Annotated in this window: 19 protein-coding genes; 17 read left to right on the top strand and 2 right to left on the bottom strand. The window is 71.8% G+C overall.

The window, feature by feature from the left end:
- Window positions 1-263 precede the first annotated feature (263 nt).
- Together ACIQM3_RS24675 and ACIQM3_RS24670 are read left to right on the top strand one after the other, a co-directional pair.
- On the top strand, window positions 264-1,532 hold the full coding sequence (locus ACIQM3_RS24675) for an MFS transporter (protein WP_401627631.1): 1,269 nt from the start codon (window positions 264-266) through the stop codon (window positions 1,530-1,532).
- Window positions 1,533-1,602: 70 nt separating this feature from the next.
- Window positions 1,603-2,148: a YbjN domain-containing protein gene (locus tag ACIQM3_RS24670; RefSeq protein WP_104787131.1), complete on the top strand. Its 546-nt coding sequence runs from the start codon at window positions 1,603-1,605 to the stop codon at window positions 2,146-2,148.
- 78 nt (window positions 2,149-2,226) lie between these two features.
- Here the strand turns inward: ACIQM3_RS24670 and ACIQM3_RS24665 are convergent, their stop codons facing one another.
- Complete coding sequence (locus tag ACIQM3_RS24665; protein ID WP_401627629.1) at window positions 2,227-3,408, bottom strand: pyridoxal phosphate-dependent aminotransferase; 1,182 nt, start codon at window positions 3,406-3,408, stop codon at window positions 2,227-2,229.
- Between the two features lie 126 nt (window positions 3,409-3,534).
- Between ACIQM3_RS24665 and ACIQM3_RS24660 the strand changes: the two genes are divergently transcribed.
- The 15 genes from ACIQM3_RS24660 (at window position 3,535) to ACIQM3_RS24590 (ending at window position 18,580) form a co-directional block, all read left to right on the top strand.
- The gene (locus ACIQM3_RS24660; protein ID WP_401627628.1) at window positions 3,535-3,798 is read left to right on the top strand and encodes a hypothetical protein; all 264 of its coding nucleotides are present in this window, start codon (window positions 3,535-3,537) and stop codon (window positions 3,796-3,798) included.
- 327 nt (window positions 3,799-4,125) lie between these two features.
- Complete coding sequence (locus ACIQM3_RS24655; RefSeq protein ID WP_401627627.1) at window positions 4,126-4,647, top strand: DUF2617 family protein; 522 nt, start codon at window positions 4,126-4,128, stop codon at window positions 4,645-4,647.
- A 108-nt stretch (window positions 4,648-4,755) separates the two neighbouring features.
- On the top strand, window positions 4,756-6,357 hold the full coding sequence (locus tag ACIQM3_RS24650) for a polyamine aminopropyltransferase (RefSeq protein WP_401627625.1): 1,602 nt from the start codon (window positions 4,756-4,758) through the stop codon (window positions 6,355-6,357).
- A gap of 82 nt (window positions 6,358-6,439) precedes the next feature.
- Window positions 6,440-7,345 carry a carbon monoxide dehydrogenase gene (locus tag ACIQM3_RS24645; protein WP_401627623.1) on the top strand — a complete coding sequence of 302 codons (906 nt, stop codon included), beginning with the start codon at window positions 6,440-6,442 and terminating at the stop codon, window positions 7,343-7,345.
- A gap of 31 nt (window positions 7,346-7,376) precedes the next feature.
- The gene (locus ACIQM3_RS24640) at window positions 7,377-8,171 is read left to right on the top strand and encodes an aldose 1-epimerase (RefSeq protein WP_401627622.1); all 795 of its coding nucleotides are present in this window, start codon (window positions 7,377-7,379) and stop codon (window positions 8,169-8,171) included.
- Window positions 8,172-8,201: 30 nt separating this feature from the next.
- Window positions 8,202-8,741: an orotate phosphoribosyltransferase gene (gene pyrE, locus ACIQM3_RS24635; RefSeq protein WP_356717009.1), complete on the top strand. Its 540-nt coding sequence runs from the start codon at window positions 8,202-8,204 to the stop codon at window positions 8,739-8,741.
- Window positions 8,742-8,908: 167 nt separating this feature from the next.
- Window positions 8,909-9,940 (top strand): class II fructose-bisphosphate aldolase, encoded by a 1,032-nt coding sequence (gene fbaA / locus ACIQM3_RS24630; RefSeq protein ID WP_401627620.1) that lies wholly within the window; start codon window positions 8,909-8,911, stop codon window positions 9,938-9,940.
- Between the two features lie 229 nt (window positions 9,941-10,169).
- Complete coding sequence (locus ACIQM3_RS24625; RefSeq protein ID WP_401627618.1) at window positions 10,170-11,669, top strand: MFS transporter; 1,500 nt, start codon at window positions 10,170-10,172, stop codon at window positions 11,667-11,669.
- A 3-nt stretch (window positions 11,670-11,672) separates the two neighbouring features.
- Window positions 11,673-12,086 carry a DUF3151 domain-containing protein gene (locus ACIQM3_RS24620; RefSeq protein ID WP_401627616.1) on the top strand — a complete coding sequence of 138 codons (414 nt, stop codon included), beginning with the start codon at window positions 11,673-11,675 and terminating at the stop codon, window positions 12,084-12,086.
- A gap of 156 nt (window positions 12,087-12,242) precedes the next feature.
- Window positions 12,243-13,091, top strand: a complete 849-nt coding sequence (locus tag ACIQM3_RS24615; RefSeq protein WP_401627614.1) for a tryptophan 2,3-dioxygenase family protein — start codon at window positions 12,243-12,245, stop codon at window positions 13,089-13,091.
- Window positions 13,084-14,280: a kynureninase gene (gene kynU / locus ACIQM3_RS24610; RefSeq protein ID WP_401627612.1), complete on the top strand. Its 1,197-nt coding sequence runs from the start codon at window positions 13,084-13,086 to the stop codon at window positions 14,278-14,280. Before ACIQM3_RS24615 ends, kynU begins: the two co-directional genes overlap by 8 nt.
- Window positions 14,281-14,432: 152 nt before the next feature.
- The gene (locus ACIQM3_RS24605) at window positions 14,433-15,308 is read left to right on the top strand and encodes an alpha/beta hydrolase (protein WP_401627610.1); all 876 of its coding nucleotides are present in this window, start codon (window positions 14,433-14,435) and stop codon (window positions 15,306-15,308) included.
- A gap of 74 nt (window positions 15,309-15,382) precedes the next feature.
- Window positions 15,383-16,699 carry a sensor histidine kinase gene (locus ACIQM3_RS24600; RefSeq protein WP_401627608.1) on the top strand — a complete coding sequence of 439 codons (1,317 nt, stop codon included), beginning with the start codon at window positions 15,383-15,385 and terminating at the stop codon, window positions 16,697-16,699.
- On the top strand, window positions 16,696-17,364 hold the full coding sequence (locus ACIQM3_RS24595) for a response regulator (protein ID WP_401627606.1): 669 nt from the start codon (window positions 16,696-16,698) through the stop codon (window positions 17,362-17,364). The genes ACIQM3_RS24600 and ACIQM3_RS24595 overlap by 4 nt, the downstream gene beginning before the upstream one ends.
- Window positions 17,365-17,374: 10 nt before the next feature.
- Window positions 17,375-18,580, top strand: a complete 1,206-nt coding sequence (locus tag ACIQM3_RS24590) for a cytochrome P450 (RefSeq protein ID WP_401627604.1) — start codon at window positions 17,375-17,377, stop codon at window positions 18,578-18,580.
- On the opposite strand, the gene ACIQM3_RS24585 is transcribed toward ACIQM3_RS24590, so the two are convergent.
- Window positions 18,563-18,949 carry a hypothetical protein gene (locus ACIQM3_RS24585; RefSeq protein WP_401627602.1) on the bottom strand — a complete coding sequence of 129 codons (387 nt, stop codon included), beginning with the start codon at window positions 18,947-18,949 and terminating at the stop codon, window positions 18,563-18,565. The genes ACIQM3_RS24590 and ACIQM3_RS24585 overlap by 18 nt on opposite strands.
- Between the last annotated feature and the right edge of the window lie 5 nt (window positions 18,950-18,954).

Genomic DNA, 18,954 nt, shown 5'->3' with positions numbered 1-18,954 from the left:
GATGTGTGCATCCGGCACGCATCATCGGTGGAACGGCCCACCAAATTGAGCCGAAAATTTCAATTCCGTGGCCGAATGGGGGGCGCGATACGGTCCGGACCATGCCTTTTGTACCGGGGCGATACATATCTGTGCGCTCGGTCGGAACCAGCGGGGCGGCTGTGCGGGTGATCGTGTTCCGCGCAATATCAGGACACTCCGGGCCCATTTCCTTTGAGTCGGGGGTGGGCCGGTCCGAATTCCGAAGCCGGTAAGGTACGCGCATGACGGAGCGGATACCCGGTGAGCAGAGTGCGGAGCCGGTGGATTGCAAAAGTGACAGCCTCATTCGGCTGAGCGAATTTCGTACGCTGTGGGCGGCTTTTGCTCAGTCGGTGCTGGGTGACCAGCTGGCGCGGGTGGCGCTGTCGCTGCTGGTGTTCGAACGCACCGAGTCGGCCGGCTGGACCGCGGCGACCTACGCCCTGACGAGCCTGCCCGCCCTGCTGTCCGGGGTGCTCCTCACCGGTCTCGCCGACCGTTTCCCCCGGCGCACGGTCATGATCAGCTGCGATCTGGTGCGCGCCGTCCTCGTCGGACTCATGGCCCTGCCCGGTACGCCCTTGCCGCTGCTCGCCGGGCTCCTGGTGCTGGCCCAGCTCGCCGAGGCGCCTTTCGGGGCGTCGCAGGGCGCCCTCATGCCGGCCGTCCTGGGCGAGCGCCTGTACGAGCGGGGGCAGCGGGTCATGCTGATCACCCACCAGGCCGGACAGCTGGTCGGCTTCGCCGTCGGAGGGGTGCTCGTCGTCTGGCTGGGCAGCCATGTCTCCCTCGGGCTGAACGCGGTGACGTTCCTGATCTCCGCGGCCCTGATCAGACTGGGTGTGAAGGCAAGGCCGGTGGACAGGGAAGCCGACGCCCCGCCGAAGCGGATGCACACCCAGGTCGGGAAGGCCGCCGCACTGATCTGGTCGGACCCCCGGCTGCGGTCGCTGGTCGCGCTCGGCTGGCTGGCCGGGTTCATCGTGCTGCCGGAGGGCTTGGCCGCCCCCTTCGCCGAGGAGGCCGGCGCCGGCGCCGCGTCGGTGGGGCTCCTGCTCGCCGCGCATCCCACCGGCATGGTCCTGGGCGCGGCGTTCCTGGGGCGCGCGGGTTTCGACGTGGAGCGGCGCCGCCGGCTGCTCGGGCCGCTGGCGGTGGGCGCGAACCTTCCGCTGGTCGTCTACTGGGCGGGCCCCGGTGTGGGCGTGGCCCTGCTGGTCCTGCTGGTGTCGGGCCTCTGTTCCGCCTACCAGATCACCGCGGGCGCGACCTTCGTGCTGCTCACCCCGGCCGATCAGCGCGGTCAGGCACTGGGCCTGGCCAGGTCGGGGCTGACCGCCATGCAGGGGATCGGCGTCGCGGGGGGCGGCCTGGCCGCGGAGCTGTCCGGGTCCTCGGCGCAGACGATCGGAGGGGCGGGCCTCGTCGGCACACTCTGCGCGGTCCTGGTCGCGGTTTCCTGGTCGCGTGCCAGGGGAACGAGCGCGGGGACGATTCCCCTGAGCGCATAGGACCACCGGCCGCGATGGCGGCTAGGGTCGAAGCCAGGAAACCACGTGCGATCCACAGGAGTACCCAGCGATGTCTATCGACCCGTCCTCGATCCCCAACTTCGGGGGTCAGCCCGAACCGCAGACGTCAGGCCCCGAGGGCCCCGTGGTCCCCGACCAGGACCTCGTCAAGCAGCTTCTCGAGCAGATGGAGCTGAAGTTCGTCGTCGACGACGAGGGCGACCTCGCCGCGCCGTGGGAAGACTTCCGGACGTACTTCATGTTCCGCGGCGAGGAGGAGCAGCAGGTCTTCTCCGTCCGGACCTTCTACGACCGCCCCCACGCCCTGGACCAGCGGCCCGTTCTGCTCGACGCGATCGACGACTGGAACCGCCGCACCCTGTGGCCCAAGGTCTACACGCACGCCCACGAGGGCGAGGAGGGCACCGCGGCCTCCGTACGGCTGGTCGGTGAGGCGCAGATGCTCATCGGCACCGGTGTCAGCCTGGAGCACTTCGTCTCCTCGACGGTCAGCTGGGTGCGGGCCTCGATCGAGTTCGACAAGTGGCTCGTGGAGCGTCTCGGCCTGGAGCCCGCCGAGAAGAAGGACGAGGGCGAGGAGCCCACGGAGGCCTGATCCGGCCGGACCACGGAGGCCCGGTCCGGAGCGCGGCCCACACGGCCGGCGCCCGGGCCGGGCCTCCGTCATGGGCGGTCAGGAGGCCCGGAGGGTCTTCAGCCGGGTGACCGCCTCGGTGAGCACGTCCGTGCGCTTGCAGAACGCGAAGCGTACGAAGGGGGCGCCCTGCTCGCGGTGGTCGTAGAAGACCGCGTTCGGCACGGCGACGACCCCGCAGCGTCCGGGGAGCGCCCGGCAGAAGGCGAAGCCGTCGCTCCCGTCGCCGAGCGGGCGGATGTCGGTGGTGACGAAGTACGTTCCGGCGGGTTCGTAGACCTCGAACCCGGCCTCGGCGAGGCCCGCGGCGAGCAGGTCGCGCTTGGCGCGCAGGTCGGTGCGGAGACCGTCGAAGTAGCTGTCGGGCAGCCGCAGGGCCTCGGCGACGGCGTACTGGAACGGGCCGCCGGAGACGTACGTGAGGAACTGCTTGGCGGAGCGGACCGCGGTGACCAGTTCCGGGCTCGCGGTGATCCAGCCGATCTTCCAGCCCGTCAGCGAGAACGTCTTGCCCGCACTGCTGATGCTGACCGTGCGCTCCCGCATGCCGGGGAAGGACGCGAGGGGGATGTGCTCGCCCTCGAAGACGAGGTGCTCGTAGACCTCGTCGGTGACGACCAGGAGGTCCCGCTCGCACGCGAGTGCGGCGACGGCCGCGAGCTCGTCACGGGTCAGGACGGTGCCGGTCGGGTTGTGCGGGGTGTTGAGCAGGATCAGGCGGGTGCGGGGGGTGACGGCCGCGCGCAGCTCGTCGAGGTCGAGCCGGTAGGCACCCTCGTGGGGCCTGAGCGTGACGGGGACGCGGGTACCGCCTGCCATGGCGATGCAGGCGGCGTACGAGTCGTAGTACGGCTCCAGGGCGATGACCTCGTCGCCGGGCTCCAGGAGGGCCAGCAGAGAGGCGGCCACCGCTTCCGTGGCGCCCGTGGTGACCAGGACCTCGGCGTCGGGGTCGTACTCCAGCCCGTAGTGCCGCAGCTGGTGCTCCGCGACCGCGGAGCGCAGCTCGGGGACTCCGGGGCCCGGTGGGTACTGGTTCCCGTGGCCGGCGCGCAGGGCGCGTACGGCGGCCTCGCGGATCTCCTCGGGGCCGTCGGTGTCGGGGAATCCCTGACCGAGGTTGATCGATCCGGTCTGTACGGCCAGCGCCGACATCTCCGCGAAGATCGTCGTGCCGAACTCGGTGAGGCGGCGGTTGAGCAGCGGTCGTCCCTGTGTCATGGGCGCCATCCTGTGCCGAAGCTCTGGAGTTGCTCAAGTCTGCTTTGGCCGCGGCGGGGCGCGGGAATCCAACGGGCAGTCGAGAAGCGGGGACCTCGCTTCGGGGGACAGAAGGATGTGAGGTCGATGGAGTCGTTCTTCTTCATCGTTTTTCTGGTGATCGTGGTGGTGGGCATCGCCGCCCTCGCCTCGGGATCCGGTGGCCGCAGCAGGGCGCCGTCGTCGCGCGCCGGGCGCAGTGGACGCCGCAGCTCGGACAGCGGCTCGGGAGGAAGCTCGGGCAGCTGGTGGGCCGGGGACAGCGGCGGCGGTGACTCCGGCGGGCACTCCTGCGGAGGCGGCAGCAGCTGTGGCGGTGGTGGTGGCTGCGGCGGTGGCGGCGGCAACTGAGACGGGTTCGCCCGTCCCGTACGGGGGGCGGGGCGGGTGCGCCTGAGGTGTCCGGTGGGAACGAACTCCCGCCGGACACCTTTTTGTTGGGCGCGCGGGAACAGGTGAACCGTCCTGCCCCCTGAGGGATGGAAACCACGGCAAGTTGGGTAAAAGCGCTGTGAGTGCGACGTACTTCGTGATTGCATCGATGTAGAGAACATTCAGCCCCCGGAACCCAGTTGGGCGTAACCCAGTTGGGCCGGATCGGGCCCCTCCTCCCCTGCGTGCGCCGGCACGGGGGTGCCTCCTGTCCGTATGTCCCTGTGCGTTTTGCGGAGCCGATCCATGCTCACAACCCTCCAGACCGCCTACTCCGATACCCGAGCCGCCGATCTGGCATGGACGCTCGGGCGGGAACCGCTGCCCGCCCTCGCCGTACTCGACCTCGAACTAGCGGGTGCGAAGGTGCAGTTGAGGCTGCTCGGCGCCTCTCATCAGGTGTTGCTGGAGGAGGGGCGCCGTACGTGCTCCGAGACCGTGGCCTGTCTGCCGGGCAGCAGCACGCCGCTGCCGCTGGGTGTCGCCGAGAGCCTGGGTGACTGGGACTACGAGTTCGCTGCGCGCGTCGAGACGCTTTCGGAGGGCTCGTTCGCGGGGCGTGCGCAGGAGTTGCTCGCGCTGGTGGCCGACCATCCGCACGGGTTGGCGGGGACGTTTCCCGGCAGCCCGTACGCCTTCACCGCGATGCTCGCGCAGCGGACGGAGGGCCAGGTGCGCTGGCGGACCTGGCACGCGTATCCGCAGGAGGGGCAGCTGGTGGTCACCCGGTCGCGGGTGGGGGCGCGGGTGCCGGCGGCGGTGTCGTGAAGGGAGTGCGCGGGCCCGAGCGGTGCGGTGCGCGGCGGCCCCGGCGCGCGACACTTACACCCTTGTGGGTGACAAGCGGCGACCTTCCCGTCACGTAGCGTTCATTTCATGATCGACCAGCAGATGTCGCTGCGAGGGGGCGTGGCGGGGCTTCCCGTGCGGCCGAGGACCGGCCGGTTCCTCGTGCTGGCCGTGGTCTTCATCTGCGCCGCGTGCGGTCTGGTGTACGAGCTTGAACTGGTCGCGCTGGCCTCGTACCTGATCGGTGACTCGGTCACGCAGGCGTCGGTCGTGCTCTCCGTGATGGTGTTCGCTATGGGCATCGGCTCACTGCTCGCGAAACGTTTACGCGGCCGCGCCGCCGTGGGGTTCGGGCTGATCGAGGCCGCGCTCGCGCTCGTCGGCGGCACGTCGGCGCTGATCCTGTACGCCTCCTTCGCCTGGCTCGGGGAGTCGCGCTACGCGCTGGTCGGCTTCTCGCTCGCGATCGGGATCCTGATCGGCGCGGAGATCCCGCTGCTGATGACGCTGATCCAGCGGGTCGACCGGCAGGACGCCGGCGGGGCGGTCGCGGACCTCTTCGCCGCCGACTACGTGGGCGCGCTGGTCGGCGGGCTGGCCTTCCCGTTCCTGCTGCTGCCGATGATGGGCCAGCTGACCGGGGCGCTGTTCACCGGCGCGGTCAACGCGGCGGCGGGCGGGGCGCTGGTGCTGTGGGTGTTCCGGCGCGATCTGGGCACCAGGTCACGCTGGCTGCTGATCCTGGTCAACTGCGTGGTGATCGCCCTGCTGGCCACGGCCTCCGTCCTGGTCGACGACTTCGAGCGCGCGGCGCGGCGCGCGGTGTACGGGGACGAGGTGCGGGTCGCCGTGCAGACCGACGTACAGGAGATCGTCCTCACGGGGCCGGGGCGGGGCTCGCTCGACCTCTATCTGGACGGCCGGCTCCGGGTCAGCTCACGGGACGAGCACCGCTACCACGAGGCGCTCGTGCACCCCGCGATGAAGGGCGCCCACCGGCGGGTGCTGATCCTGGGCGGCGGCGACGGGCTGGCGGCCCGTGAGGTGCTGCGCTACCCGGATGTCACGTCCGTCGTGGTGGTCGAGCTGGATCCGGCCGTCACCCGGTTGGCCCGTACGGACCCGGCGCTCTCCCGGCTGAACGGGCACGCGTACGACGATCCCCGGCTGACGGCGGTCGCCGGGGACGCCTTCACATGGCTGCGAACCGCACGCGAGCGCTACGACGTGGTGATCTCGGACCTCCCCGACCCGGGGATCACGGCGAGCACGAAGCTCTACGCGGCCGAGTTCTACGGGCTGGTCGCCGGGGCACTGGAGCCAGGCGGCCGGCTGGTGGTGCACGCGGGTCCGCCGGCCAGCAGACCGACGACGTTCTGGACGGTGGAGGCGTCGGTACGGGCGGGCGGCCTCGCGACCCGGCCCTACCGCGTCGACGGGCGCCTCACCGGGTTCGCGGCGGGGCCGGACCGGGCCGCGGCGGGCGGGGCGGAGGCACCGAGGGACTGGGGATTCGTGCTGGCGGCCCGGCAGGAGGTGGGCCGGCTCGGGCTGGACCCGGGAGTGCCCGCCCTGCGGACGCTGGGGGAGCGGGAACTGCTGGCCGGCCGGCGCTCCGCGGAGCGGGTGCGGCAGCAGGGGGTACTGCCGTCGACGCTGGTCCACCCGCGGTACTGGGAGGAACCGTGAGCACGCTGGTGCGGCGCGGTCCGCACGGTATCCGGGGTGGAAGCGCTGACGGGACGGCCGGGGCTGAGTAGGCTCGGTCGGTATGGAGCATGAGGTGTTCGTTCCGGTTCCGGTTCCGGCCCTGCGGCGGACGCTGGGTGATCCCGCCCGCGTCGCGCGCTGCGTGCCGGGACTCCAGCAGGATGCCGACGCGTCGGCGGGACCGCTGGCGGGCCGGCTGAAATTCCGGGCCGACGGCCACACGATCACGTACCGCGGGGCGCTGACGCTGCGGCCTTCGGGTGGAGGCGACTCCTTCTCCGTGGCCGGGGAGGGTGTCGAGGCCCGGGGCACGGGCTCGGCGAAGCTCGCACTGACCGTCGGCCTCACGGAGACGGACGGTGGCACGACGATCGGATTCACCGGCACGGTGAGCGGTGACGGTCGCATCGTGGACCTGGACGCGGCCGCGGCGCTCGCCGCGGCGCAGCGGTTGCTGGACCGTTTCACGCAACAGTTGGTGACGGAGACCCTGGCGACGCGGGACGGTGCGGGGGAGTCCGACGCGGCGTCCGGGAAGCCCGACGCGGCGTCCGGGGAGCCCGGAGCGGCGTCCGGGGAGCCCGGAGCGGCGTCTGCCGAGGCCACTTCCCCCGAGCCGTCTGCCGATTCGCCTTCTGCCGGATCGCCGACTCCCGAGCCGCCCTCCGCGGACAAGGGGGCCGTGTTCGACACGCCCGTGCCGCCGCCGTCGCTCGACCCCTCCGCGGAGATCGAGTTCACCGTGCCGGACGAGCCGCCCGCCGAGGCCGCGCACGCCCGCCGCACGATGATCGGACGCAGCACGGAGGAGGTCGACCACGCCCCGCCCCGTGGCCGGTACGCCCCCGTCCCGTCACCCGAGGCGGGCGCCGCGGGCATCACGCTCCGCTGGGCCGCCCCGGCAGCCGCCCTGGCGATCGCCTCGGCCGTGGTGGTGGGCAGGGCACTGCGGCGCAGGCGGCCGTAGGGAGCCGCCCCGCGCCAGTAGTGTCGGGGGGGTGAGCAGAGTTGCGAAGAACGCCCGGCTGACCGCCGGCGACGTCGAATTGACCGTTGACCCCGTGAACGGCTGCCGGATCAGCAGCCTGCGGATCGGGGACACCGAACTGCTGCGCCAGGGCGAGCGGTACGGCTGCTTCCCCATGGTGCCGTGGTGCGGCCGCACCGAGAACGGCCTGTTCCGCAACGGTGGTGAGCCGCACCAGATGCCGCTCAACTCCCCACCGCACGCCATCCACGGAACCGGCCGCGACACCTCCTGGCGGCCGGCCCGGGAGGGCGACGCCGAAGCCGCCTACTTCTACGACCTGGCCGACCCATGGCCGTACGAGGGCCGGGTGACGCAGTCCTTCGAGCTGACCGAGGAATCGCTGACGCTGAGCCTCGGCATCGAGACGTACGGGGACTCCTTCCCGGCGCAGGCCGGGTGGCACCCCTGGTTCCTCCGGAACCTCGGCGGCCAGGACGTGCGGATCGACTTCGACGCGGCCTGGCAGGAGGAGCGCGGCGACAACCACCTGCCGACCGGCCGCCGGATCGATCCTCGGCCCGGCCCGTGGGACGACTGCTTCGGGATGCCCGCGGGCGTCGACGTGAAGCTCACCTGGCCCGAGCAGCTGGAGCTGACGGTCAGGAGCCGGGACGAGTGGGTGGTGATCTACGACGAGCAGGCGGAGGCGGTCTGCGTGGAGCCGCAGTCCGGGCCGCCGAACGGGCTCAACACGGCCCCCCGGCTGGTCACCCCGATCGAGCCCCTGGAGATCACGACGACCTGGAGCTGGGCGCGGCTCTGACCCTCGGCGGCAGCCCTTACCCTCGTTGACATGACTGACGTACGTGCTGAGCTGCTCCAGCAGATCAAGGACAAGGCCGTGGTACACGGCAAAGTGACCCTCTCCTCGGGTCTGGAAGCCGACTGGTACATCGACCTGCGCCGGATCACGCTGGACGGCAAGGCCGCGCCGCTGGTCGGCCAGGTGATGCTCGATGCCACCGCCGAGCTGGACTACGACTGCGTCGGCGGTCTGACGCTGGGCGCCGACCCGGTGGCCACCTCGATGCTGCACGCGTCGGCGGCGCGCGGGAAGAGCCTGGACGCGTTCGTCGTCCGCAAGGCGCAGAAGGCCCACGGGATGCAGCGCCGCATCGAGGGCACGGACGTCAAGGGCCGTCGCTGCCTCGTCGTCGAGGACACCTCGACGACCGGCGGCTCCCCGCTGACCGCGGTGGAGGCCGTGCGGGAGGCCGGCGGCGAGGTCGTGGCCGTCGCCGTGATCGTCGAGCGTGGAGCCGCTCCGGCGATCGCCGAGGCCGGTCTGCCGTACGTCCATGTCTACTCGGTGGCGGACCTCGACCTGGGCTGACCTGGGACTTTCTTGGGGTGCTCCCCGTTTCACGTGAAACGGGGAGCGGCTGTCCGACGGGCAGCGTGGAGCCGAGGCGAGAGTCTGGGAAGATGTGGGCGACGATGACGTCGCCCCCAGGTCAGGGACCAAGCACTGCACACCCGCACATCCCAAGGAGCGGACAGATGCCCATCGCAACCCCCGAGGTCTACGCCGAGATGCTCGACCGGGCGAAGGCAGGCAAGTTCGCCTACCCGGCCATCAATGTGACGTCGACCCAGACCTTGCACGCTGCACTGCGCGGCTTCGCGGAGGCGGAGAGCGACGGCATCGTCCAGATCTCCACCGGTGGTGCCGAATTCCTGGGCGGCCAGTACAACAAGGACATGGTGACGGGCGCCGTAGCCCTGGCCGAGTTCGCGCACATCGTCGCCGCCAAGTACGACATCACGGTCGCGCTGCACACCGACCACTGCCCCAAGGACAAGCTGGACGGTTACGTCCGTCCGCTGCTCGACGTCTCCGCGGAGCGCGTCGCCAAGGGCCTGAACCCGCTGTTCCAGTCGCACATGTGGGACGGCTCGGCCGAGACCCTCGCGGACAACCTCGCCATCGGCCAGGAGCTGCTGGCCAAGGCCGCCGCCGCCAAGATCATCCTTGAGGTCGAGATCACCCCGACCGGTGGCGAGGAGGACGGCGTCACGCACGAGATCAACGACGAGCTGTACACGACCGTCGACGACGCGCTGCGTACGGCCGAGGCGCTCGGCCTGGGCGAGAAGGGCCGCTACCTGCTGGCAGCGTCCTTCGGCAACGTTCACGGCGTCTACAAGCCGGGCAACGTCGTCCTGCGGCCGGAGCTCCTCAAGGACCTCCAGCAGGGTGTCGCCGCCAAGTACGGCAGGCCGGCCGGCAGCCAGCCGTTCGACTTCGTCTTCCACGGCGGTTCGGGCTCCACGGCCGAGGAGATCGCCACCGCGCTGGAGAACGGCGTCGTGAAGATGAACCTCGACACCGACACCCAGTACGCCTTCACCCGTCCGATCGTGGACCACGTGTTCCGCAACTACGACGGTGTGCTGAAGGTCGACGGCGAGGTCGGCAACAAGAAGGTCTACGACCCGCGCAGCTGGGGCAAGTCCGCGGAGGGGGGCATGGCCAAGCGCGTCACCGAGGCCTGTGCCAACCTGCGGTCCTCGGGCACGAAGCTGAAGTAGTCGCTGCGGTGTCACGGGCGGGCCCGGTCTCCCTTTGGGGGCCGGGCCCGTGTTGTGCCGCTGCGCGGGGCTTGTCCCCTGCCCGCCCCTCCCGGAACCGGGGCTCCGCCCCGGACCCCGCTCCTCAAGCGCCGAGGGGTTGGGGGGTTCGAGTGCCGGCGGGGCTGGAAATGGCTTTTCGGGTGGTGTGTGAATGGCCGGTCGGGGCGGTAGCGGTGATGCTGCTCCTATGACTGACACGGACGGCGCGGACGGCGACGGGATCCGGGTGGCCTCGCCCGTGGGCCGATGGGTCGTCCTGACCACCGTGCTCGGCTCCAGCATGGCTCTGCTCGATTCCACGGTCATCAATGTGGCCCTCCCCCGCATCGGCGAGGACCTCGGCACCGACATGGCCGCCCTGCAGTGGACCGTCAACGCCTACATGCTCACCCTGGCGGGGCTGATCCTGCTCGGGGGTGCGCTCGGGGACCGGTTCGGGCGGCGGAGGGTGTTCGTCCTCGGGGTGGTCTGGTTCGCCGTGGCCTCGCTGCTGTGCGGGATCGCCCCGAACGCGGAGGTGCTGGTCGCCTCGCGGGCGTTGCAGGGGGTCGGGGGCGCGCTCCTCACCCCCGGTTCGCTGGCGATCATCCAGGCGAGCTTCCACCCCGACGACCGGGCCCGTGCCGTGGGGCTCTGGTCCGGGCTCGGCGGGGTCGGCGCGGCAGTCGGGCCGTTCGTCGGAGGATGGCTGGTGGACGGGCCGGGGTGGCGGTGGGTGTTCCTGCTCAATCTGCCGCTCGCCGCCGTCTGTGTGCCCGTGGCCCTGCGCCACGTGCCGGAGTCCCGGGACCCGGACGCCCACGGCCGGTTCGACGTGCTCGGTGCAGCCCTCGCCGCGCTGTCCCTCGCCCTGGTCACCTACGCGCTGATCGAGGTGCCCGAGGAGGGCGCGTCCGTCGCCGTGATCGGCGCGGCACTCGGAGGCGTGGTCCTGGGGGCAGCCTTCGTGCAGGCCGAGCGTCGCCGGGCCGACCCCATGGTGCCGCCGTCGATCTTCGCGTCGCGGCAGTTCACGTCCGTCAACATCGTCACGTTCTGTGTGTACGCGGCCCTGGGCGGGTTCTTCTTCCTGTCCGCGATCCAGCTCCAGGTGGTCGCCGGTTACTCGGCGCTGGGCGCGGGCACCGCGCTTCTGCCCACGACGGTGCTGATGCTGCTCTTCTCCGCCTCGGCGGGCGACCTCGGGAGGCGGATCGGGCCCCGCGTCCCGCTCACCGTCGGCCCGCTGCTGGCCGCCGCCGGGATGCTGCTGATGCTGCGGGTCGGCCCTGGCGCCTCGTACCCGCTGGACGTCCTGCCCGCCGTGCTGGTGCTGGGCCTCGGCATGGTCACCCTCGTGGCGCCCCTCACCGCGACGGTCCTGGCCGCCGTGGACACCGGCCGGGCCGGGCTCGCCAGCGGCATCAACAACGCGGCGGCGCGGGCAGCGGGGCTGCTCGCGGTGGCCGCCCTCCCGTTGCTGGCCGGGATGGGTCCGGAGGCGTACCGCGACGCGGGGGAGTTCGCCTCGACGTTCCGGCGGGCCATGCCGATGTGCGCCGGTCTGCTGGTGGCGGGCTCGGTGATCGCCTTCTTCGCCGTGCGGAAGTCGGTGGAGCCCGGACGCGGGCCGCGACCCGAGTGCGCGATGCACTGCGGCGTCACGGCCCCGCCCTTGGAGCCGGAACCGGGATCCAGGCACACTTGAGCCATGTCCATCCACGAGAACCTTCTCGGGGGCCCTGCCCCGACCCACCTGCCCGACGACCCTGAGCCGCGCGAGCTGCTCGCCGGCGGCACGGCCCCCGCCGACGTCGCGGCGAAGTACCCCACCTCCTCGCTGGCCTGGGCGCAGCTCGCCGACGAGGCGTACGAGGGCGGCCGGGTCGTCGAGTCGTACGCGTACGCGCGCACCGGCTACCACCGCGGCCTCGACGCCCTGCGCCGCGCGGGCTGGAAGGGCCACGGCCCCGTCCCGTTCGAGCACGAGCCGAACCGCGGCTTCCTGCGGGCCCTGCACGCCCTCGCGCGCGCCGCGCAGGCGATCGGTGAGCAGGAGGAGTACGAGCGCTGCTCCTCGTTCCTGCGCGACTCCTCGCAGACCGCCGCCGACATCCTGGGCTGAGACGACGCCTTCCTCCGGGGCCCCGCGGGCAGCAGCCCGCGGGGCCCCGGCGCGTCGCGCGGAAGGCCGTTAGGATGCCGAGCAGGGGACCGGAGCTCCACCACCTCAGAGGAAGGGGCGGACCGCTACCCGGAAGCTCGTGTCGAGGAGACAGAAATGTCGACGATCCACCCCGACCCCGAAGCCACCGGTGCGGACAACCCGCACCTGGACTTCGCGGGAACGACTCCGTACGAGGACTACGTCCAGGCGGATGTCCTGACCCACCTCCAGCACCTGCGCTCGGACGATCCCGGCGAGATGGTCTTCCTGGTCACCACCCAGGTCATGGAGCTGTGGTTCACGGTCATCGTCCATGAGTGGGAGACGGCGGCGCACGCCCTGCGCGAGGACCGCATACCGGTCGCCCGTGACGCCCTGAAGCGTTCGCTGCGGGAGCTGGAGGCGCTGAACGCCTCCTGGAAGCCGCTCGCCGGCCTCACCCCCGCCCAGTTCAACTCCTACCGCGGCTCCCTCGGCGAGGGATCCGGCTTCCAGTCGGCGATGTACCGCCGGATGGAGTTCCTGCTGGGCGACAAGTCCGCCTCCATGCTCGTGCCGCACCGGGGCGCGCCCCGGGTCCACGCCGAGCTGGAGAAGGCGCTCCACGAACCCGGTCTGTACGACGAGACGCTCGCCCTGCTCGCCCGGCGTGGATACGCCGTGCCGCAGTCGGTGCTGGAGCGGGACCTCTCGCGGAAGTACGAGCCGTCCCCCGCGGTCGAGGCCGTCTGGGCGGAGATCTACGCGGACGCGGACCAGAACGCCGAGCTCGTGCGGCTCGGCGAGGTGCTGACCGATGTCGGGGAGCTGGTGTGGCGCTGGCGCAACGACCATCTGACCGCCACCCGCCGGGCTATGGGTTCGAAGACCGGAACCGGCGGATCGGCCGGGGTCGCCTGGCTGGAGAAGCGGGCCACCAAGAGCGTGTTCCCCGAGCTGTGGACGGCGCGTAGCCATGTCTGACTTCAAGGAGCGCGCCGAGGCGCTCGACGCCGCCGACGAACTGGCCGCCCTGCGCGAGCTGTTCACCCTCGACGACACCGTCTACCTCGACGGCAACTCGCTGGGCGCGCTGCCCCGCCACGTCCCCGCGCGCATGCAGGACGTCATCGCCCGTGAGTGGGGCGCGCTGCGCATCCGCTCCTGGGACGAGAGCGGCTGGTGGACCGCGCCCGAGCGGATCGGCGACCGGATCGCCCCGCTGGTCGGGGCGGCCGCAGGGCAGATCGTGGTGGGCGACTCCACCAGCGTGAACGTCTTCAAGGCGGTCGTCGCGGCGGCCCGTCTCGCGGGCGAGGACCGCGACGAGATCCTCGTCGACGCGACGACCTTCCCCACCGACGGGTACATCGCCGCTTCGGCGGCCCGGATGACGGGCCACCGCGTCGTCGCTGTCGCCCCGTCCGACGTACCGGCCGCGCTCGGCCCCCGTACGGCGGCGGTCCTTCTCAACCACGTCGACTACCGCTCGGGCCGGCTCCACGACCTGCCCGGCCTCACCGCCGCCGTCCACGAGGCGGGAGCCGTCGCCGTGTGGGACCTGTGCCACAGCGCGGGCGCCCTGCCCGTGGGTCTCGACGCGCACGGCGTCGACCTGGCCGTCGGCTGCACGTACAAGTACCTCAACGGCGGGCCCGGTTCGCCGGCCTATCTGTACGTCGCCGAACGCCATCAGGCGGCTTTCGACTCGCCCCTGCCCGGGTGGACCTCGCACGCGGACCCGTTCGCGATGACTCCCGGATACGCCCCCGCGGACGGTTCCGTACGGGGCAGGGTCGGCACCCCGGACATCCTGTCCATGCTGGCCCTGGAGGCTTCGCTGGACGTGTGGGAGGGCGTCGCGGTCGAGGCCGTGCGGGCCAAGTCCCTGGCGCTGACGGACTTCTTCCTGGAGTGCGTCGCCGCCTACGTCCCCGAGGGCCGGGTCACCCCGGTCACCCCCGCCGCCCACGCGGAGCGCGGCAGCCAGGTCTCGCTGCGGTGCGAGAACGCGGACGAGACGGAAACGGTGATGCGCGCGCTCATCGAGCGCGGTGTGGTCGGCGATCTGCGCCGCCCTGACGTCCTGCGCTTCGGTTTCACCCCGTTGTACGTCGGTTTCGCCGACGCCGAGCGGGCGGCACGGATCCTCGCCGAAGTGCTGGCGGTCTGAGACCGACCGTCCTATGGGGGGCGGACGGTCGGTCCGACCCTCCGCCGCCGTGCGGGTCCACACTCCGGGCCCGTACGGCGGCGGTTCGTCGTACTGGTACCGTCCCCGCAGGTCAGTCCAGTTGGGCACGGGCCCAGGACGGTTGGAGCAGCATGTCGGATTCTGCCGCGCGTGATCGTGACGCCGCCGAGACCGAGTCGGCGTTCGCCCATCCGGTGGTCGCCCCCGACGGGTCCGCGGCCTACGGGAGCCACCCCGACCAGGTGATCGACTTCTTCGCGCCGCGGGACGGCCGTGCCGGGGCGCCGCTCGTGGTCCTGCTGCACGGCGGTGCCTGGCGGGCGCCGTACGACCGGCAGCACGTGTCGCCGTTCGCGGACTTCCTGGCGCGGCGCGGTTTCGCGGTGGCCAGCGTGGAGTACAGGCGCGGTGGCGAGATCCCGCGGCAGGGCACGGCGGGTCCGGTCGCGGGGCGCTGGCCCGAGACCTTCGACGACGTGGCCGCGGCGATGGACGCCCTGCCGGCGCTGGCGGCCCGGGGGCTGCCGACGGCGGATCTGCGCAAGACCGTGGTCGCCGGGCACTCGGCCGGCGGACAGCTCGCCCTGTGGGCGGCTGCCCGGCACGTGCTCCCCGAGGGTTCGCCGTGGCGGCTGCCCGCCGCGCCGCCGCTGCGAGGTGTGGTCGCGCTGGCGCCGATCGGGGACTTCGCGAGCGCGGTGGAGCTGGATGTCTGCTCGGGTGCGCTGCACCAGCTCCTGGGCGGCGTGGACGGCTTCGAGGCGCGGAGCGCGCACGTCGATCCGGCACTGCTGCTGCCGACGGGGATCGCGACCGCCGTGGTCCAGGGCGTGGACGACATCACCGTGCCGCCGGCCGTGACGGAGGCGTTCGTGGACGCCGCGGCGAAGGCGGGGGAGATGGTGGGACTGACGCTGCTGGACGGGGTCGGGCACTTTCCCCTGATCGACCCGTCGGCGGACGCCTGCGCCGTGGTGGCCGAGGAGATCGCCCAACTGGCCTGGTAGTACTTACGACGGACGGCGAAGGATCCGTATCACTGCTGACGACCGGAGCCCGGGGCGGCGCCTACCGTGTGAGCGTGACCGAGACGAAGACCAGAAGCCCGGAATTCCGGCTGGCCGCAGGGGCGATAGGCGGCCTGCGGCAGGACCTGTTCCACCACGGGTTCGATTACCGTCCCCTGCCCCCTCTTGGCACCGGCGGTCCCGTGATCAGGAGGCTGCCGAAGGCGATCCGTACGCGGGCGGTCTGGGCACCGCACGCGGTGGTCGGGGTGGTCGCGCTGATCTGCGTGCTGGCCGGCACCTTCGAGGCGAACACCTACTCGGTGTTCGGCATCGGAACCGTCATCACCGCCGGCGTTCCGGCCGCCGCCCTGCTGATGACGCTGGTCCGCCCCGTCCTCGGGTTCTGGGTGTCGATCGTGAGCACCCCCTTCGTGGCCGCCGCGGGCCAGGGGGACTGGCCGTGGGGTCCGAACGCCTTCGTGTGTCACCTGGGCGTGCTGATCGTCGTCGCGGCGAGGACCCGGCCGCGTACCGCCGCCTGGATGTGGCTGATCACCTTGTTCGCCGGGTCCTTCCTGGGCAACTTCGCCGGCCCCTACTCCTCCACCACCGCGCCCATGGCCGTCGCCTCGGCATTCGCCCTGCTCCTCGTCACCGTGGTGCAGGTACGCCGCGAGGCCCAGCGGGAGGTGACCGTGCAGCGCACCGTCACCGCCGTGGAGCGTGACCGGCGCACGCTCCTGGAGGAGCGCACCACCATCGCCCGTGAGCTGCACGACGTCGTCGCCCACCACATGTCCGTCGTCGCCATCCAGGCCGAGGCCGCCCCGTACCGGGTGGAGAATCCGCCGCCCGAGCTGGAGCAGGCGTTCGTGACCATCCGGGAGAACGCCGTCGCCGCGCTCACCGAGCTGCGCCGCGTCCTCGGCGTCGTACGGGCGGAGGACTACGAGGCGCCGGACGCCCCGCAGCCCACGCTCGCCGAGCTCGACCGGCTGCTGGACAACGTCCGGGAGACGGGCCTGGAGACGGAGAAGACCGTCACCGGCGCGGTGCGGGGGCTTCCGCAGGGCGTCGAGCTGTCGGCGTACCGGATCGTCCAGGAGGCACTGAGCAACACGCTCCGGCACGCGCCGGGCGCCACCGCCAAGGTGGAGATCGGCTATGTGCTCGGCGGGCTCGGGGTGCGTGTCGTCAACGGCCCCGCACGGGGGCTGGTCAAGCCGTCGCCGGGTGCCGGGCACGGAATCACGGGGATGCGGGAGCGGGTCGCGATGCTGAACGGGGAGATGACCGCGGGGGCGTCCGGGGACGGCGGCTACGAGGTCGCCGTGTTCCTGCCCGTACCGGCGCAGCGCTCCGGCGCGGAGGACGGTGAGGGCGCGTGAACGAGTCGCCCATCCGGGTCCTGATCGTCGACGACCAGATGATGGTCCGCGAGGGCTTCTCCGTGCTGCTCAACGCCATGCCGGGCATCGAGGTCGTCGGTGAGGCCGTCGACGGGCGGCAGGCCGTCTCGCAGGTCGCCGCGCTACGGCCCGACGTGGTCCTGATGGACATCCGGATGCCCGAGCTCAACGGCATCGAGGCGACCCGGGAGATCGTCGCCGCCGACGCGGACGCCAAGGTGCTCGTCCTGACCACCTTCGACCTCGACGAGTACGTCTACCAGGCCCTCCGGGCCGGCGCCTCCGGCTTCCTCCTGAAGGACGCCTCGGCGCGGCAGCTCGCCGAGGGCGTACGGGTGGTGGCGTCGGGCGAGGCGCTGCTCGCTCCGACGGTGACCCGGCGGCTGATCACCGAGTTCTCGAAGATCGCCGATGCGCCGAGACCGCCCGCCATGTCCAGGATCGGTGACCTCACCGAGCGGGAGACGGAGGTGCTCGTGCTGATCGCCCAGGGGCTGTCCAACCTGGAGATCGCCTCGCACCTGGTGGTCGCCGAGTCGACCATCAAGACCCATGTGAGCCGCATCCTGGTGAAGCTGGGGCTGCGCGACCGTACCCAGGCGGCCGTGTTCGCGTACGAGGCGAGGCTGGTCACGCCCGGATAGCGTCGGGCCCATGCACGTGTCCTTCGACCCCTGGTCCCCGGCGTTCGTCGCCGACCCGTACCCCGCCTACGCCGCGCTGCGCGCCACCGGCCGGGCGCACTACTTCGAGCCGACGCGGCAGTGGCTCGTCCCGCACTACTCCGATGTGTCCGGGCTGCTGCGCGACCGGCGGCTGGGGCGGACCTATCTGCACCGCTTCAGTCACGACGAGTTCGGCGTGACCGCGCCGAACTCCGCCCACGAACCGTTCCACACGCTCAACGGGCACGGGATCCTCGATCTGGAGGCCCCCGACCACACCCGGATCCGGCGGCTGGTCGCCAAGGCGTTCACGCCCCGGCGGGTCGAGGCCCTCGCCCCGACGGTGGAGCGGCTGGCCGCCGGGCTCGTCGACGACTTCGTCGAGGCGGGCGGCGGCGATCTGCTGAGCGCGGTCGCCGAGCCGCTGCCGGTGGCCGTCATCGGCGAGATGCTCGGGGTCCCGGAAGCCGACCGGCATCTGCTGCGGCCCTGGTCGGCGGCGATCTGCGGGATGTTCGAGCTGAACCCGCCGGAGGAGACCGCGCGGGCCGCCGTACAGGCGTCGGTCGAGTTCTCCGGCTATCTGCGCGAACTGATCGCCGCGCGGCGCGCGGACCCGGGGACCGATCTGATCTCCGGGCTCATCGCCGCCCACGACGACGAGGACCGGCTGACCGAGCAGGAGATCGTCTCCACCTGCGTGCTGCTGCTCAACGCCGGTCACGAGGCGACCGTCAACGCCACCGCCAACAGCTGGTGGATGCTCTTCCGGCACCCCGGGCAGCTGGCCTCCCTGCGCGGGGACCACAGCCTGCTGCCGACGGCGGTGGAGGAACTGCTGCGCTACGACACCCCGGTGCCCATGTTCGCGCGGTGGGTCCTGGACGACATCGAGGTCGACGGCACCGTCATCCCGCGCGGTGCGCAGGTCGCGCTGCTCTTCGCGTCGGCCAACCGGGACCCGGAGCGTTTCGCCGACGCGGAGACGCTGGACCTGTCCCGGCGGGACAACCCGCACATCTCCTTCGGCGCGGGCATCCACTACTGCCTGGGTGCCCCGCTGGCCCGCCTCGAACTGACCGCTTCGTTCGGTGAGTTGCTGCGCAAGGCGCCCGGTATGCGGCTGACCGCGGAGCCGGAGTGGAAGCCGGGCTACGTCATCCGGGGGCTCCGGGAGCTACTGGTCGAGATCTGAGGAGAGCGCGCCGGAGAGCCGTATGTGGTCCGGGTGGTGCGGGTTCGTGCACGGCGGGAGTCCCCACGTGGACAGGGCGAGGACTCCCGCCGTGCACGTGCCGGCGACGAGGGCCCGGGACCGCAGGGATCTGGGCCCGCGAAGCAGACGCAGGGTCAGCAGCCAGGTGAGCGGCGGGATCAGGGCTCCGGCGAGCAGGACGAGGGGCAGCTCCGTCCAGAGGACGGAGAGGTCCCTGCCGTGCCCCTCGAAGCCGGCGCCCATGTGCAGGCCTGTACGCAGTGACGAGCCCCAGACGTACAGGGCGGTCGCCGCCCCGAGCGCCGCCGTCGCACACCCGCCGTAGCCCGCCGCGTCACGTTGCTCCATACGCG

It is taken from the genome of Streptomyces sp. NPDC091271 (genome assembly GCF_044757505.1).
GTDB lineage: Bacteria > Actinomycetota > Actinomycetes > Streptomycetales > Streptomycetaceae > Streptomyces.
The sequence above is the reverse complement of the archived record's forward strand: the minus strand, read 5'-3'. Positions and strand labels throughout refer to the sequence as shown.